Genomic DNA, 15,386 nt, shown 5'->3' on the forward strand with positions numbered 1-15,386 from the left:
TCGGGCGGGGTCGGCCGGCGCACCGCCGGCCGGCCCCGACCGTCTCCGCAGCACCATCGCACCACCGCCGCCGGCACCGCCCGGCCAGATCCAGAACGGATGCCCCGTGACCCCTCAGAGCCGCTTCGCGATCGGCGAGACCGACTTCGAGCTCGACGGACGGCCGTTCCGGGTGCTCTCGGGCGCGCTGCACTACTTCCGCGTGCATCCCGACCTCTGGGCGGACCGCATCCGCAAGGCGCGCCTGATGGGGCTGAACACGATCGAGACGTACGTCGCGTGGAACCGGCACGCGCCGCACCGGGGCGAGTGGCACACCTCCGACGGCCTCGACCTCGGTCGGTTCCTCGACCTCGTCGCGGCCGAGGGCATGCACGCGATCGTGCGCCCGGGTCCGTACATCTGCGCGGAGTGGGACAACGGCGGACTGCCCGCCTGGCTGTTCCGCGACCGCGAGGTCGGCATCCGCCGCTCCGAGCCGCGCTACCTCGACGCCGTCGGCGAGTACCTGCGCAACGTGTACGAGATCGTCGTGCCCCGCCAGATCGACGCGGGCGGCTCGGTGATCCTCGTGCAGATCGAGAACGAGTACGGCGCCTACGGCGACGACAAGGCGTACCTCGAGCACCTCGTCGACCTCACGCGCGAGGCGGGCGTCACGGTGCCGCTCACGACGATCGACCAGCCGACCCCGCAGATGCTCGCCGCCGGCAGCCTGCCCGGCCTGCACCTCACCGGCTCGTTCGGCTCGCGCACGCTCGAACGCCTCGAGACCCTCCGCGAGTTCCAGCCGACCGGACCGCTCGTCTGCATGGAGTTCTGGTGCGGATGGTTCGACGACTGGGGCTCGCACCACCACACGACGGATGCCGCGGCATCCGCCCATGAACTCGACCTGCTGCTCGCCGCCGGCGGCTCGGTGAACATCTACATGTTCCACGGCGGCACGAACTTCGGGCTCACGAACGGGGCGAACGACAAGGGTCGCTACGCCCCGATCACGACGAGTTACGACTACGACGCCCCCCTCGACGAGGCGGGGCATCCGACCGAGAAGTTCTGGGCGTTCCGCGAGGTCATCTCGCGCTACGCGCCCGTCCCCGACGAGGTTCCGGATGCCGCGGCGCCGGCGCCCGTGCTCGAGGCGCCGCTCGCGATCGGGCCGTCGCTGCTCGAGGCGGCCGACGCGCTCGGCGAGGAGGCCGTGCACGAGCAGGTGCCGACCTTCGACGAGCTCGGGCACGACCGCGGGATCGCGCTGTTCGCGACGACCCTCGGCAGGACGGGCGCGAGCGGCGCGACGGACGAGACGGGCGGCCCCGGCGAGACCGACGGCCCCGGCGTGCTCACCGTCGGCGAGGAGGTGCGCGACCGCGCGTGGGTGCTGCTCGACGGCGTGCCCGTCGGCGTCATGTCGCGCGATGCGCACGAACGCTCGATCGCGCTGCCGCGCACGCGCGGCGAGCTCACGATCCTCGTCGAGGACCAGGGGCGCGTCGACTACGGCCCCCGCCTCGGCGAGCACAAGGGGCTCATCGGCGGCGTCGCGCTCGACGGCGTCGCGCTCACCGGATGGCGGGTTCGCCCCCTCGACCTCGATCGCGTGCCCGCGTTCGCCGCATGGCCCGTCGCGCCCCAGGCGGTGGGCGACACCACGACGGGCGTCGCCGGACCCGCGTTCGCGCACGCCGTGCTCGACCTCGCCGAGCCCGCCGACCTGTTCCTCGACACCCTGCACTGGGGCAAGGGCCTCGTCTGGGTCAACGGGTTCCTGCTCGGCCGCTACTGGCGCCGCGGACCGCAGCGCACGCTCATCGTGCCGGCGCCCGTGACGCGGGCGGGGGCGAACGAGGTCGTGGTGCTCGAGTTCGAGGGCTTCGCCGAGTCCGCGGTGCGCACGCTCGCCGCGCCCCGCCTCGGCCACACCGAGATCTAGCCCGCCACCCCGACCTGCACGGCGCCACCGCCTGCCGGGCCACCATTCGCCCGCCGGGCCACCTTTTCAGGACCACAGCGGTCATGCGTGCAATATGCAGCCATGACCGATGTGGTCCTGAAAAGGCGAGGGGAATCGGGTGAGGTGAGGTGAGGTGGCGGGTTCGGGGCAGGGGAGGTCTCCGTGCACCCGGAATACCGGCCGGCGTCGGTGCGGTTGACTGAAGGCATGACGATCGAACTCGACGAGCACGCCACCCGCATCCTGACCGCGCCCGTCTTCGGGCACCTCGCCACCGTTCGGCCCGACGGCAGCGTGCAGGTGAACCCGATGTGGTTCGAGCTCGACGCGGATGCCGGCGTCATCCGCTTCACGCACACCACGACGCGCGCGAAGTACCGCAACCTGCAGCGGAACCCGCACATGACGCTCGAGGCGCTCGACCCCGAGACCCCGCTGCGCTACGTCGAGGTTCGCGGGCGGCTCGCCGAGGTGATCCCCGATCCGGAGGGCGCGTTCTACGTGCGACTCGGCAGGCGCTACGGCAACGCCGAGCAGCAGGCCCCGGCCGACAAGGCCGACCGCGTGATCCTCGAGATGCGCATCGAGAAGGTCAACGGGCGCTGACCCCGATGCGGTGACGGATGCCGCGAGCCGGCGCCCGCGGCATCCGTCACGCGTTCTCGAGTTCGGCGATGACGACCTTCTTCTGGCGCATCATCACCTGGATCTGCTCGGGGCGCCGGGTCAGCTCGCCCATGTTCGCGGGGATGACCTGCCAGCTGACGCCGAAGCGGTCCTTGCACCAGCCGCACTGCTCCGACTCGGGCACGTGCGAGAGCTTCGACCAGTAGTGGTCGATCTCGGCCTGGTCGGCGCAGGAGACGACGAACGAGATGGACTCGGTGAAGGTGAAGAGCGGTCCGCCGTCGAGGCAGACGAAGTCGACGCCGTTGAGCGTGAACTGCCCGTTCAGCACCTTGCTCGACATGCCCTCGAAGTGCTCGTCGAGCGACTCGTCGGGGTAGGGCTCGATCGACCTGATGCGCGAGTTCGGGAAGACCTCGACGTAGTACTCCATGGCTTCGCGTGCCTGGCTGTCGAACCACAGGCATGGCTGGATGGGCGAGAGCTCGGCCATCGGTGACCCCCTTGTTCGTCCGGCCGTCGACCGGCCGGATCCCGATCCGCCCACGCTACGCCGGTCGAGCGCCGATGTCAGTCCTTCGGATGCCGGTGCCTGGCCGTGCGGCGAGCAGAATGGTCTGATGACCACAGAGCTCGCCGATGCGCCCTCCGTCCGCCCGATCAGCCCGATCAGCACGATCGACTACCACACGGCCGGCGAGCCGTTCCGGATCATCGCCGATCCCCGGGTGCCGATCGAGGGGGCGACGGTGGCCGACCGCCGGGCGTTCGCGATCGGCGACGGGGCCGTCGACGGCCTGCGCCGCCTGCTCTGCTTCGAGCCGCGCGGTCACGCCGACATGTACGGCGGGTTCATCACGCCGCCCGACGACGCGGGCGCGCACCTCGGGGTGCTGTTCTGGCACAAGGACGGCTTCTCGACGGCCTGCGGCCACGGCACCATCGCGCTCGGGGCGTGGGCGGTCGAGACCGGGCTGGTCGCCGTCGACCCGAGCGGCGTCACCGAGGTCGTCGTCGACGTGCCGTCCGGCCGGGTGACCGCGCGCGTCTCGACCGACGACGCGGGCGCGGTGACGAGCGTGGACTTCGTCAACGTGCCGAGCCGACTCGTGGCCGAGGGCCTTCGCGTGGCGACGAGCCGGGGCGAGCTGACGGTCGACGTCGCCTACGGCGGCGCGAACTACGCGATGCTGGACGTCGCGCAGGTGGGGCTCTCGATCGAGCCGGGCGACGTCGCCGAGATCATCGCCCTCGGTCGCGAGGTCAAGTGGCTGCTGAACGACTCGGATGCCGCGCAGCACCCGACCGATCCGCGCCTGAGCGGCATCTACGGCACGATCCTGTTCGAGCGCCTCGGACACGACGCCGACGGCCGCCTGCACCAGCGGAACGCGACCGTCTTCGCCGACGGCGAGCTCGACCGGTCGCCGTGCGGATCCGGCACCGCGGCCCGCGTCGCCGCGCTCACCGCGCAGGGCGAGCTCGCGTTCGGCGAGACGCTCGTGCACGACTCGATCGTCGGCTCCAGGTTCCACGCACGCGCCGTCGAGCGGGTCGAGGTCGACGGCGGCGCCGCGGTGGTGCCCGTCGTCACCGGCATGGCCTACCGCACGGGCACCTCGACGTTCACGGTCGACCCGCGCGACACGCTCGTGCCCGGGTTCGTGCTGCGATGAGCGCGACGATCGAGGTGCTGGATGCCGCGGGCACGCGCTCGCGGCTCGGCTACCGTTCGGCCGTCGAGGCGCTCGAGGCCGCACTGCTCGCCGGCTTCGACCCAGCGACCGACGTGCCGCGCACGGCCGCGCCCCTCGGAACCGCGGAGGCCCTGCTCATGCCGTCGGCGGTCGGCGATGCCGTCGGGGTGAAGGTGCTGACCGTGGCGCCGGGCAACCCCGAGCGCGGGCTGCCCCGCATCCAGGGACTGCACCTCGTCTTCGACGCGGACTCCATGGCGCCCGTGCTGATCCTCGACGGATCCGTGCTCACGGGCGTCCGCACGCCGGCGGTGTCGATGGTCGGCGTGCGACGGGCGCTCGCGGCCAGGGTCGCCGCGCGGGCGGCTGCCGACGGCGCGGACGGCGCCCAACCGCTCGACGTCGTCGTGTTCGGCACCGGGCCGCAGGCGCTCGCGCACGTCGAGGCGCTGCGCGAGGTCTGCCCCGAGCTGCCGATCGGGCGCGTGACGCACGTCGCCCGCCGGGCGCCGGGCGACGACGCCGCGCTGAACGGCGGCGAGTTCGTCTCGGCGGCCGACGCGGCATCCGTCGCCCTCGCGCTCGGCGGGGCCGGGTTCGTGATCTGCGCCACGACGGCGCGCGAGCCGCTGTTCGACTCCGCGGTGCTGGCGGATGACGTCGTGGTCGTCGCCGTCGGCTCGCACGAGCCCGGGGCGCGCGAGCTCGACTCCGCGCTCATGGGCCGAGCGGAGGTCGTCGTCGAAGACGTGGCCACGGCGCTCCGCGAGGCCGGCGACGTCGTGCTGGCCGTTCGCGAGGGTGCGCTCGCGCCGGCTTCGCTCGTTCCGCTCGCCGAGGTCGTGACCGGGCTGCGGGTTTCCGCCGAGGCCGGCGCGGTTCGCCCGCTCGTCGTCAAGACCTCCGGCATGTCGTGGGAGGACGCGGTGGTCGGGCGCTCGGCGCTCGCGCGCTGACCGGCGCCGGCGGGCTGATCGGCGCTCGCCCCGCGCGCGGCGGCCCGACGCGCGAACCGCAGGCCCGCGGCATCCGGACACGTCCTGACCGCGGCCCGGCGTACGCTCGCCGCATGACCGAGCAGCTGCACGAGAAGTACGACGTCAAGCGCGCGCACCGGGCCCTCTACGCCCCGTCGGCGAGGGAGTTCGCCGTCGTCGACGTGCCGCCGCTGCGCTTTCTCGCGATCGACGGGCACGGCGACCCGAACTCCGTGCCGGAGTACGCGCAGGCGGTCGAGGCCCTCTTCGGCGTCGCGTACGCCGTGAAGTTCGCGAGCAAGCGCGAGCAGGGGCGCGACTTCGCCGTCGCGCCCCTCGAGGGGCTCTGGTGGGCCGACGACCCGGCCGCGTTCGCGTCCCGCGACAAGGCGGCGTGGAGCTGGACGATGCTCGTCAACCAGCCCGACTGGATCGACGACGAGGCCGTCGCGGCCGGCGTCGAGGCGACCCGCGCGAAGGCGAAGGGCGAGCGGAACCCGGCGCTCGACCTGCTGCGACTCGAGCGGCTCGACGAGGGCGCGTCGGTGCAGATCCTGCACGTCGGGTCGTACGACGACGAGGCGCCGACCCTCGCGCGCCTGCACGACGAGTGGATGCCGCAGCACGGTCTCACGTTCAACGGGCCGCACCACGAGGTCTACCTCTCGGATGCCCGCCGTACCGCGCCCGAGAAGCTGCGCACGGTGCTGCGGCAGCCGGTGCGGCCGGTCTGAGGTCCGACGCCCGGCGAGCGCGAGACCTGCGATTCGCGAGGTATATGCAACCTTAGGGTTGCGCTTCTCGACCCGACATGCAACTCTGGAGTTGCATTGATCGACCGAGAGGAACGAGAATCATGAGCATGACCGACAATCAGGCATCCGTCGTCGACGAGGCCGCCTACACGGTGCGCCGCACCATCCGCATCGCCGCACCCGTCGAGACGGTGTGGCAGGCCGTCACCGAGCCCGCCCACATCTCGCGCTGGTTCGGGCGCACCGAGCTCGACGGCGCGGGCCCGGGGGCCCGTGGCAGCATCACCTTCGAGGGCTACGGCCGCGTGCCGCTCGCCATCGAGGCGGTCGACGCCCCCCGCAGCATCACCTACCGCTGGGGCAACGACGACGCGCTCGGCACGCTGCGCGACGAGCTCGACGAGCACGCCACCGTCTTCACGTTCACGCTCGAGTCCGTCGACGACGGCACCGAGCTCACGGTGGTCGAGACCGGCTTCGACCGCACCTCCGACCCGGTGAGGAACATGGGCGAGCACGCCGAAGGCTGGGTCTCCGAACTCGACAAGCTCGTCGCCCTGCTCGAGGGCGACGCGTGACATCCGAGACGCTGGTTCCGGTGTTCGCCGCCCTGGGTGACGAGACCCGGTGGTCCATCCTGGCCGCACTCGGCGAGGGCGACGCGTCGGCGTCCGCCCTCGCCGGGCGCCTGCCCGTCACGCGCCAGGCGATCGCCAAGCACCTCGTCGTGCTGCAGGAGGTCGGCCTCGTCGAGCCCGTGCGCGTCGGCCGCGAAGTGCGGTTCCGGGTGATCGGCGCCCAGCTCGGCGAGACCGCGCGGCGGCTCGAGACGATCGGCGCGCAGTGGGACCGTCGCCTCGCCGCGATCAAGGAGATCGCCGAGGGGCTCTAGGGCATCGGATGCCGCGGCGGCACGGCGGCACGGCGGCGCGGCGGCGCGGCGGCACGGCGGCACGGTCTCGCGGGCGCCGCCACGCGGCATCCGCCCCCGTCGTCGTCACTACGCTGAAGGACATGGACGCCTGCGCCGCCCTCGCGGAATCGATCTCGCTGCTCGCCGGACGCGGGCACTCGAACCGCCGGTTCCTCAAGGAGATCGGACGCATCGGGGGCGTGCGTCGTGGGCCGTTCTGGGTGACGGATGCCGCATCGGGCGGCAGCAATCCGCTGAAGGGCCGCGGATTCCGGGCGGCGTTCGACGACGACACCGACGGCCAGGCCAGGCACTTCGCCGGCACCGTCGCGGTCACCGTGCGCATCGGCGGGGGCCTCTCGCGCTGGCTGACCGCCCACGTGCTGCGCGACGCGCCCGACACCGCCGACGGGCGCCTGAGCGCGGCGGCGATCGAGTTCGTGCGCCTGGTGCGTTCCGACGAGCTCGCGCAGTCGGATGCCGCGGACTGGGTGCGACGCACCCTCTGCGGCGCCGGCCCGCTCGACGCCTGACACACGGTCGCGCACTCCCTCGACAGAGCGGCGATGCTGCGGGTTCACCGGCAGGTCACCTTCCGTTCAGCGCCGAACGGTCGAGTGGTCGCGACCCCTCACTTCTCGTCAGGAGCCCCTCCATGCCCTTCCCCCAATCCATCCGTCGCGCGTCCGCGATGGCCGCCGTCGCGGCCGTGGCAACCGGTGCCGCACTGCTCGCGATGCCCGGCGCGGCGCTCGCCGCCGATGCGGCCGCCGCAGGCGTCGTCGTCAACGAGATCGTCTACGACACCGCCTCCCACGGCACGGTCGACTCGATCGAACTCTTCAACGCGTCATCCGCGCCGGTGGATGTCTCGGGCTGGGCCGTCATGGACGACAAGCGGTCCGAGCGCGGCACGATCCCGGCGGGCACGACGCTCGCAGCGGGCGGCTTCCTCGTGCTCGCGAAGGACGCCTCGCCGCTCGGCTTCCCGTTCGGGCTGGGCAAGGGCGACGAGGTCGTGCTCGTCGATGCCGCCGACGTCGTCGTCGACTCGTACGCCTACGCCGCGACCGCGCCGCTCGCCGACTGGTCGCGCTGCGCCGACGGCGGCGCTTGGGCGCCCGCGGCCGCGGTCACGCTCGGCGCGGCCAACGTCTGCGACGAGCCGGAGGAGCCGGCCACGCCCGGCAGCGTGCTGCTGAACGAGATCGACTCCGGCCCCGCCGACTGGATCGAGTTCATCAACCCCGGCACGGCCGCGCTCGACCTCAGCGGGTACGAGGTGCGCGACAACAGCGACGACCACCGCTGGTTCTTCGCCTCCGGCACGTCCATCGCCGCGGGCCAGCGCCTCGTCGTCGAGGCCTCGACCGTCGGAGCGGATGCCGCTGGCGCGCCGCTCGAGTTCCAGGCCGCGATCGGCATCGGCGGGTCCGACTCGATCCGCCTGTACGATCGCGCCGCGACGCTCCTCGACGAGCACACGTGGAACGGCCACCCCGCGATCGACGGTGACGAGGCCGCGGCGAGCTACGCCCGTTGCCCCGACGCGACCGGCGACTTCGCGCTCGCCCGCGTGACCCCCGGCCAGCCGAACGACTGCGTCCTGCCCGCGATCGCGATCAACGAGGTCGAGTCCAACGGCGACGCGACCGACTGGGTCGAGGTCGTCAACACCGGCACGACGCCCGTCGACCTCTCCGGCTGGACCCTCATGGACAACGACCCGGTCGGCCACGCCGCCGACGTCACGCCCGTGGCATCCGGAACCGTGCTCGCGGCCGGTGCGCGCTTCGTCTTCGACGGTGCGACGCACTTCTCGTTCGGCCTCGGAGCGGCGGATGTCGCGACGATCCGGAATGCCGCCGGTGTCACGGTCGTCGAGTACGCGTGGTCGGCGCACGCCGCCGTCACGTGGGCGCGCTGCCCCGACGGCACGGGCGCGTTCGGCGACGCGACGACCTCGACCAAGGGTGCCGCGAATGCGTGCGGCGGCCCGGTCGACCCGACCGATCCGACCGACCCGACCGACCCCGTGGCCGTCGCCTGGCCCGGCTCGGCCGACGTGACGGTCGTCGACGAGGCGGCGATGTTCCTCAGCGACTCGTCGGGCCTCGACACCCAGCAGACGGCCGACGGCGTCGTGCTCTGGGCCGTCGACAACGGCACCGGCACCTTCTGGAAGCTCGACGCGAAGGCCGACGGCGGCGTCGCGTTCGCCGACGGCTGGGCCGAGGGCAGGCGCGTGCGGTTCCAGCGCGACGCCGGAGCACCGGCGAAGGCCGGCCCCGACACCGAGGGCATCACCTCGGCGAACGACGGCCGCATCTACATCGCCTCCGAGCGCGACAACGCGAACAAGGGCGTGAACCAGAACACGATCCTCGCGGTCGACCCCGAGGCCGCCGGCCCCGACGTCGTCGCCGCGCAGGAGTGGGACCTCACGGCCTCGCTGCCGCAGGTCGCCGCGAACACGGGCCTCGAGGCCGTCGAGTGGGTCGCCGACGCCGACCTGAAGGGTCTCGTCGACGCCAACTCGGGTGCGGTCTACGACCCGGCCGACTACCCCGGTCACGGCGACGGCCTGTTCTTCGTCGCGGTGGAGGACAACGGCGTGGTCTACGCCTACGCCCTGAACGCCGACGGCACCTTCGCCCAGGTCGCCTCGATCGACCCGGGTCTCGGCGGCGTCATGGCCCTCGACTACGACACCGTGCTCGACCAGCTCTGGGCCGTGTGCGACAACGGCTGCGAGGGCGAGGCCACGCGCATCGCGTTCACGGGCGCCGCGCCCACGATCGTGCACGTCGCGCGTCCTGCCGGCATGCCGAACCTCAACAACGAGGGCTTCGCGACCGCGCCGGCCTCGCTGAGCTCGGCCGACCCCGCGCCGTCGCTCGTCACGACCCGCCCCGTGTGGTGGTTCGCCGACGGCGAGCGTGCCGCTGCCCTGCGCACCGGCACGCTTCCCGGCGCGGTCGTGACCGACCCGACCGACCCGACGGACCCGACCGACCCGACGGACCCGACGGACCCGACCGATCCCGGAGCCGCGCCGACGCCCGTCGACGAGTCGCTGCTCACCGACGCGACTCGCGGCGGCGTCACCGCACCCGCGACGGCCGCGCCTGGCGCGAGCCTGCCCGTGAACGTCGGTGTCGCGCACGCCGGCGAGACCGTGTGGGCGTGGGTCTACTCGACGCCGACCTCCCTCGGGTCGGCCGCCGTCGGACTCGACGGCGTCGTCACGGTGACGCTGCCCGCCTCGCTGCCGGCGGGGGAGCACAAGGTCGTCATCCAGGCGGCCGACGGCACGCTGATCGGCTGGGCGCCGGTGACGGTCACCGCGGCCGTTCCCGGCGACGGCGGCACCGACGAGCCGGCAACGCCGGGTTCCGGCACCACGAGCGGGCTCGCGCACACGGGTGCCGAGATCTCGGCCGTGCTGTGGGCGGCAGGCGTGCTGCTCCTGCTCGGGCTCGGCGCCGGCGCGGTGGCACTGCGCCGCCGTCGCGCGGAGGCCGCTCGCTGAGGCGTTCACCACCGACACGCGGATGCCGCGGCAGCACGGGCTGCCGCGGCATCCGCCGTTCCGCGGTGCGGTGCGAGCGAGCGGTGGCGCGGGGTCACGGGCGCCGCGGGGTCACGGGCGCCGCGGCCCCTTGCGGAGCCGCCCGGTGCGGTCTACAGTCTCCCTAACTAATGATCGTTAGGCAGGCAGATGACCAGAGCTGACATCCTCTCCGAGGCGAGAACCGTCTTCGCGAGAAAGGGGTACGCCGAGGCCAGCCTCCGCGAGATCGCCGGGGCCGTCGGCATCAAGACGCCCTCGCTGTACGCGCACTTCCCCAGCAAGGAGGCGCTGTACGAGGCGGTCTACGCCGAGGTGTCGGTCGAGCACACCGCGTACTTCGACGAGCTCGCTCGCTCGAGCAGCGCGATGCCCCCGCTCGAACGGCTCCACCACCTGCTCGGCGGCATCGAGGCGTACTACCGTGATCGCCCCGACCTCGCCGAATTCAGCCTGCGCGCCGCCATCGCCGAATCCGGTGCGAGCGGTGCGAGCCTTCGCGAGATCTTCCTCGACTCCGAATCGACCCTCGCGAGTGCGGTCAGGCGCGCCTACGAAGAGGGGGTCGCCACCGGCGTGTTCGCCGTCGATGACCCCGAGGGGTTCACCGCCCTCTTCCTCGTGCTCATGGACGGGCTGTTCCTCCAGCTCACGCACTACTCACCCGACGTCTACCGCGAGCGCTTCGACCTCGCCTGGCGCCACCTCGCCTCGCTGCTCGCGACCTCCCCCGAAGGACCAGCATGAACACCACCGACTACGAACACGGCGTCGTCCCCGCCGACCAGCGCAAGGGCTGGTGGTCGATCGCCGCCGTCTGGATCGCGATCGGCATCGACCTCTCGGGCGCCTTCCTCGGCATCGAACTCGCCGCCGGCATGGACTTCTGGCCCGCCCTGCTCGCGACGCTCGTCGGCTCGACCCTGCTCGGCCTGATGGCCATGGCGTGCGCCTACGTGGGCGCCGTCTCCGGGCTCTCGACCGCGATGGTCTCGCGCGTCGTCTTCGGCCGCATCGGCGGCGCGGTGCTCGCGATCGCGTTGACGCTGAGCCTGCTCGGCTGGTTCGCCGTGCAGGCCGGGTTCTTCGGCTCGAACGCGCAGATCGCGTTCGCCGAGCTCACCGGCCTCGACGTGCCCGTCTGGATCTTCACGCTCGTCGGCGGCATCCTGATGGCGCTCACCGCACTCTGGGGCTACCGCTCGATCTCGAAGCTCAGCTCCCTCGCGGTGCCCGCGCTGCTCGCCCTGTTGCTGCTCGGCATCATCGTCGGCTTCGCCACGCAGGGCGCCGACGGCCTGTCGACCCCGGTCGACGTGACCTTCACCTTCGGCGGCGCGGTCTCGCTCGTCATGGCGATCTTCATCCTCGGCGTCGTGACCGCCCCCGACATGGCCCGCTGGGCGAAGACGCCGAGGCAGGCCATGGCCGCCGGCTTCGTCGGCTTCTTCTTCGGCAACTCGATCATCGTCGTGGTCGCCCTCGTGCTCGCCCGCATCATGGGCGAGACCGAGCTCATGACGATCTTCTTCCTGCTCGGGCTCGGCGGCGTCGCCGTCATCGTGCTGATCCTCGCGCAGTGGACGACGAACACCTCGAACCTCTACTCCGCCGCGCTCAGCTTCGCGTCGATCAACGGGCGTCTGAACCGTCGCGTGCTCACGATCATCGGCGGCGTCATCGGCATCCTCGTGGCCGTGCTCGGCGCGGCCGACGGGTTCATCCCCTTCATCTCGGCCATCGGCATCGTGATCGCGCCGTTCGGCGGCGTGTACGTGGCGGCCTTCGTGGTCGACCACCGCGCGGGCCGGTTCAAGCTCGACGAGGCCGAGCGCTCGGTGCATCCGCTCGCGATCGTCGCCTGGATCGCGGGCATCGTCGTGGCGCTGGCCGCGACGCACCCCGCCGACGGGCTCGGCTTCGGGCTGTTCGACCTCACCACCATCCCCGCGCTCGACGGCCTGCTGGTCGGGTTCGCCGTGTACCTGGTGCTCGGGCTCGTCGCGCGTCGGACCCGATCGGATGTCGCCGCGCCCACCGAGCGCGAACTGCAGGCCGACGAGGTCGCATCGTGACCGACGGCCTGCGGCTCATCACCGAGGCGGATGTCGACGAGATCGCCCTCGGCGCGGCCGTGCTCGGCACCGGCGGCGGCGGCGACCCGCACGTCGGCTCGCTCATCGCGAAGCGCCTCATCCGCCTGCACGGCCCGGTGCGCGTGATCGGCGTCGACGAGCTCACCGCACGTGACCTGGTCGTGCCCATCGGCGGCATCGGCGCGCCGTCCGTCGACGTCGAGCGCATCATGGCCGAGGCCGAGCTGGCCCACGCCCTCGAGGCCATCGAGCGGGCCACGCGTCGCGTGCCCACCGCGGTCATGCCCATCGAGATCGGCGGCGGCAACTCGATGATCCCGATCGCCGCGGCCGCGGTGAGCGGCCTGCCGATCGTCGACGCGGACGCCATGGGCCGGGCGTTCCCCGAAGCGCAGATGGTCACGTTCCACCTGGCCGGATACGGCCCCGGCACCACCGTCCTCGTCGACCACCACGGCAACGAGGTGGTGAGCCGGCCCGTCGACGGCGTCTGGTCGGAGCGGCTCGCCCGCGCCGTCACGATCGAGATGGGCGGCGCCGCCACGATGATCGACTACGTCTACGGCGGCGACGTCGTGCGGGAGTGCGCGATCCCCGGCACGCTCACCCTGGCGCGTCGCATCGGGCAGGTCCTGCTGGGTCGCGGCGAGGAGCAGTTGCGCGACGACGAGCGCATCGCGGCGCTCTGCCTCGAGCTCGACGCCGTGCGGCTCTTCGACGGCAAGGTCGTCGACCTGCGGCGCCAGTTCGAGGGCGGCTTCACCAAGGGCGCCGCCGACCTCGAGGGCACCGGCGACGATCGCGGCCACGCCTTCCGGCTCGACTTCCAGAACGAGATGCTGCTCGCCAGGCGCGACGGCGAGCTGGCCGCCGTGACGCCCGACCTCATCGCCGTGCTCGACCAGGCCACCGGCCACCCCATCACCACCGAGGCGCTCCGCTACGGGGCGCGCGTGACCGTGATCGGCATGCCCTGCAACGCGAAGTGGCGCACCGACGTCGGCCTCGAGAACGCCGGACCCGGCCATTTCGGCTACGACGTCGCCTGGGCGCCCGTCGAGGAGATCGCCGCGGCGCGCGCCGCCAGCCTCGTCGAAGCCACCGAACGACGAACCGACCGAACGCCCGAACCGCGAGAGGACGCAGCCTGATGGGACACCGCATCGGCATCGACGTGGGCGGCACGAACACCGACGCCGTCATCCTCGACGAGGAGCTTCGGGTTGTGGCCTCCGTCAAGTCGCCCACCACGGCGAACACCGGCGACGGCGTCGCCGCGGCGATCGACGCCGTGCTCGCGGCATCCGGCGTCGACGTGACCACGATCACCCACGCCATGCTCGGCACGACGCACTGCACGAACGCGATCGTCGAGCGACGCGGCCTCGGCCGGGTGGGCGTGCTGCGCCTCGGTGCGCCGGCCACGACCGCGGTGCCGCCGCTCGAGGGGTGGCCCGACGACCTGCGCGCCGCCATCGGCGAGCACGCGTACCTCGTCTCGGGCGGATACGAGGTCGACGGTCGCGTGCTGGCCCCGATCGACGACGACGAGGTCCGCGCGGCCTGCGAGCGCATGCGTGGCGAGGTCGACGCGGTCGCCGTCGTCGGCGTCTTCTCGCCCATCGACGAACGCCAGGAGGAGCGCGTCGCCGAGCTCGCGGCCGAGGTGCTCGACGTGCCCGTGTCGCGTTCGGCGCGCATCGGCTCGCTGGGCCTGCTCGAGCGCGAGAACGCGACCGTGCTGAACGCCGCGCTCATGCGCACGCTCCGATCGATGGCTGACGGGTTCGTGGCCGCGCTCGCCGGTCGGGGCATCCCCGCCGAGCCGTTCTTCGGCCAGAACGACGGCACGCTCATGCGGCTCGAGTACGCCCTCGAGTTCCCGGTGCTCACCATCGGATGCGGCCCCACGAACTCGATCCGCGGTGCAGCGCACCTCTCGGGCGCGACCGATGCGCTCGTCGTGGACATCGGCGGCACGACGACCGACATCGGCGTGCTCGTCGGCGGATTCCCGCGGCAGTCCTCGCACGCCGTCGACATCGGCGGCATCCGCACGAACTTCCGCATGCCCGACGTGCTGTCGGTGGGGCTCGGCGGCGGCACGATCGTGCGTGCGGATGCCGCGGCATCCGACACCACGACCGCGACCGTCGTGCTCGGACCCGACAGCGTCGGCTACCGCCTGCCGCAGGAGGGCCTCGCGTTCGGCGGGCCGACGCTCACGGCGACGGATGTCGCGCTGGCCGTCGGCGGCGCCCGCATCGAGGGCATCGAGGCGGCGTCGATCGACGAGCGAGTCGGCGCCTCGGCATGGCAGGCGATCCGCGAGCTGCTCGAGGACACCATCGACCGCATGAAGCCGAGCGCGGCGGCGGTGCCGGTGATCCTCGTGGGCGGTGGCAGCATCATCGCGCCCGACGAACTCGACGGCGTCGGCGAGCTCATCAGGCCCGAGCACTTCGGCGCGGCGAATGCGGTCGGTGCGGCGCTCGGCGAGATCGCCGGCCAGGTCGAGCGGGTCTACCGCACCGACGGCGACCGCCGAGACTCCGTGGCGGATGCCGGCCGAGAGGCGGCGGATCGGGCCCGCCTCGCCGGCGCCGACCCCGCCACCATCGAGATCGTCGCGATCGAGGAGCTGCCCGTGTCGTACATCGACGGGCAGGCGGTGCTCATCCGCGCCCGCGCGGTGGGGCGGCTCGCGGCCTGACCGTCGGCCCGCTCGTGCCGGAGCGCCGGTGCCGCGGCGGAGCTCCCGACGTCCGGGATCCCGCCGCGGCAACGGGATGG

The 15,386-nt window shown here is 72.7% G+C and carries 14 protein-coding genes; 13 read left to right on the plus strand and 1 reads right to left on the minus strand.

The window, feature by feature from the left end; translation table 11 throughout:
* Positions 1-106: 106 nt before the first annotated feature.
* Both ABIC29_RS03035 and ABIC29_RS03040 read left to right on the plus strand, forming a co-directional pair.
* Positions 107-1,936 carry a glycoside hydrolase family 35 protein gene (locus ABIC29_RS03035; RefSeq protein ID WP_354242620.1) on the plus strand — a complete coding sequence of 610 codons (1,830 nt, stop codon included), beginning with the start codon at positions 107-109 and terminating at the stop codon, positions 1,934-1,936.
* A 228-nt stretch (positions 1,937-2,164) separates the two neighbouring features.
* Positions 2,165-2,563, plus strand: a complete 399-nt coding sequence (locus ABIC29_RS03040) for a PPOX class F420-dependent oxidoreductase (RefSeq protein WP_354242623.1) — start codon at positions 2,165-2,167, stop codon at positions 2,561-2,563.
* Between the two features lie 46 nt (positions 2,564-2,609).
* Here the strand turns inward: ABIC29_RS03040 and ABIC29_RS03045 are convergent, their stop codons facing one another.
* Positions 2,610-3,077 carry a VOC family protein gene (locus tag ABIC29_RS03045; RefSeq protein ID WP_116080787.1) on the minus strand — a complete coding sequence of 156 codons (468 nt, stop codon included), beginning with the start codon at positions 3,075-3,077 and terminating at the stop codon, positions 2,610-2,612.
* A 127-nt stretch (positions 3,078-3,204) separates the two neighbouring features.
* On the opposite strand from ABIC29_RS03045, the gene ABIC29_RS03050 reads away from it, so the two are divergent.
* The 11 genes from ABIC29_RS03050 (at position 3,205) to ABIC29_RS03100 (ending at position 15,306) form a co-directional block, all read left to right on the plus strand.
* Complete coding sequence (locus tag ABIC29_RS03050; RefSeq protein WP_354242626.1) at positions 3,205-4,260, plus strand: proline racemase family protein; 1,056 nt, start codon at positions 3,205-3,207, stop codon at positions 4,258-4,260.
* The gene (locus ABIC29_RS03055; RefSeq protein ID WP_354242628.1) at positions 4,257-5,237 is read left to right on the plus strand and encodes an ornithine cyclodeaminase family protein; all 981 of its coding nucleotides are present in this window, start codon (positions 4,257-4,259) and stop codon (positions 5,235-5,237) included. The genes ABIC29_RS03050 and ABIC29_RS03055 overlap by 4 nt, the downstream gene beginning before the upstream one ends.
* 113 nt (positions 5,238-5,350) lie before the next feature.
* Positions 5,351-5,992 carry a GyrI-like domain-containing protein gene (locus ABIC29_RS03060; RefSeq protein WP_116080790.1) on the plus strand — a complete coding sequence of 214 codons (642 nt, stop codon included), beginning with the start codon at positions 5,351-5,353 and terminating at the stop codon, positions 5,990-5,992.
* A gap of 128 nt (positions 5,993-6,120) precedes the next feature.
* Positions 6,121-6,591, plus strand: a complete 471-nt coding sequence (locus tag ABIC29_RS03065) for an SRPBCC domain-containing protein (RefSeq protein WP_354242631.1) — start codon at positions 6,121-6,123, stop codon at positions 6,589-6,591.
* The gene (locus tag ABIC29_RS03070; RefSeq protein ID WP_116080792.1) at positions 6,588-6,905 is read left to right on the plus strand and encodes an ArsR/SmtB family transcription factor; all 318 of its coding nucleotides are present in this window, start codon (positions 6,588-6,590) and stop codon (positions 6,903-6,905) included. Before ABIC29_RS03065 ends, ABIC29_RS03070 begins: the two co-directional genes overlap by 4 nt.
* Before the next feature lie 122 nt (positions 6,906-7,027).
* Positions 7,028-7,459, plus strand: a complete 432-nt coding sequence (locus tag ABIC29_RS03075) for a hypothetical protein (protein ID WP_116080793.1) — start codon at positions 7,028-7,030, stop codon at positions 7,457-7,459.
* A 122-nt stretch (positions 7,460-7,581) separates the two neighbouring features.
* Positions 7,582-10,458, plus strand: coding sequence for a lamin tail domain-containing protein (locus tag ABIC29_RS03080; RefSeq protein ID WP_354242635.1), 2,877 nt, complete (start codon positions 7,582-7,584; stop codon positions 10,456-10,458).
* Positions 10,459-10,647: 189 nt separating this feature from the next.
* Positions 10,648-11,244, plus strand: coding sequence for a TetR/AcrR family transcriptional regulator (locus tag ABIC29_RS03085; RefSeq protein ID WP_354242637.1), 597 nt, complete (start codon positions 10,648-10,650; stop codon positions 11,242-11,244).
* Entirely contained in the window at positions 11,241-12,572 is a 1,332-nt protein-coding gene (locus ABIC29_RS03090) for a cytosine permease (protein WP_354242640.1), read from the plus strand. The genes ABIC29_RS03085 and ABIC29_RS03090 overlap by 4 nt, the downstream gene beginning before the upstream one ends.
* Positions 12,569-13,744, plus strand: a complete 1,176-nt coding sequence (locus tag ABIC29_RS03095; RefSeq protein WP_354242643.1) for an S-methyl thiohydantoin desulfurase family protein — start codon at positions 12,569-12,571, stop codon at positions 13,742-13,744. Before ABIC29_RS03090 ends, ABIC29_RS03095 begins: the two co-directional genes overlap by 4 nt.
* The gene (locus ABIC29_RS03100; protein ID WP_354242646.1) at positions 13,744-15,306 is read left to right on the plus strand and encodes a hydantoinase/oxoprolinase N-terminal domain-containing protein; all 1,563 of its coding nucleotides are present in this window, start codon (positions 13,744-13,746) and stop codon (positions 15,304-15,306) included. The genes ABIC29_RS03095 and ABIC29_RS03100 overlap by 1 nt, the downstream gene beginning before the upstream one ends.
* The last annotated feature ends 80 nt before the right edge of the window (positions 15,307-15,386 follow it).

Origin of the sequence: Agromyces sp. PvR057, from assembly GCF_040547485.1 — a bacterium.
Classification (GTDB): domain Bacteria; phylum Actinomycetota; class Actinomycetes; order Actinomycetales; family Microbacteriaceae; genus Agromyces.

Bases quoted from the DNA above. Each gene is read 5' to 3' on its own strand.
- ABIC29_RS03040 (WP_354242623.1), top strand. From the start codon at position 2,165: ATGACGATCGAACTCGACGAGCACGCCACCCGCATCCTGACCGCGCCC.
- ABIC29_RS03045 (WP_116080787.1), bottom strand. From the start codon at position 3,077: ATGGCCGAGCTCTCGCCCATCCAGCCATGCCTGTGGTTCGACAGCCAG.
- ABIC29_RS03050 (WP_354242626.1), top strand. From the start codon at position 3,205: ATGACCACAGAGCTCGCCGATGCGCCCTCCGTCCGCCCGATCAGCCCG.
- ABIC29_RS03055 (WP_354242628.1), top strand. From the start codon at position 4,257: ATGAGCGCGACGATCGAGGTGCTGGATGCCGCGGGCACGCGCTCGCGG.
- ABIC29_RS03060 (WP_116080790.1), top strand. From the start codon at position 5,351: ATGACCGAGCAGCTGCACGAGAAGTACGACGTCAAGCGCGCGCACCGG.
- ABIC29_RS03065 (WP_354242631.1), top strand. From the start codon at position 6,121: ATGACCGACAATCAGGCATCCGTCGTCGACGAGGCCGCCTACACGGTG.
- ABIC29_RS03075 (WP_116080793.1), top strand. From the start codon at position 7,028: ATGGACGCCTGCGCCGCCCTCGCGGAATCGATCTCGCTGCTCGCCGGA.
- ABIC29_RS03080 (WP_354242635.1), top strand. From the start codon at position 7,582: ATGCCCTTCCCCCAATCCATCCGTCGCGCGTCCGCGATGGCCGCCGTC.
- ABIC29_RS03085 (WP_354242637.1), top strand. From the start codon at position 10,648: ATGACCAGAGCTGACATCCTCTCCGAGGCGAGAACCGTCTTCGCGAGA.
- ABIC29_RS03090 (WP_354242640.1), top strand. From the start codon at position 11,241: ATGAACACCACCGACTACGAACACGGCGTCGTCCCCGCCGACCAGCGC.
- ABIC29_RS03100 (WP_354242646.1), top strand. From the start codon at position 13,744: ATGGGACACCGCATCGGCATCGACGTGGGCGGCACGAACACCGACGCC.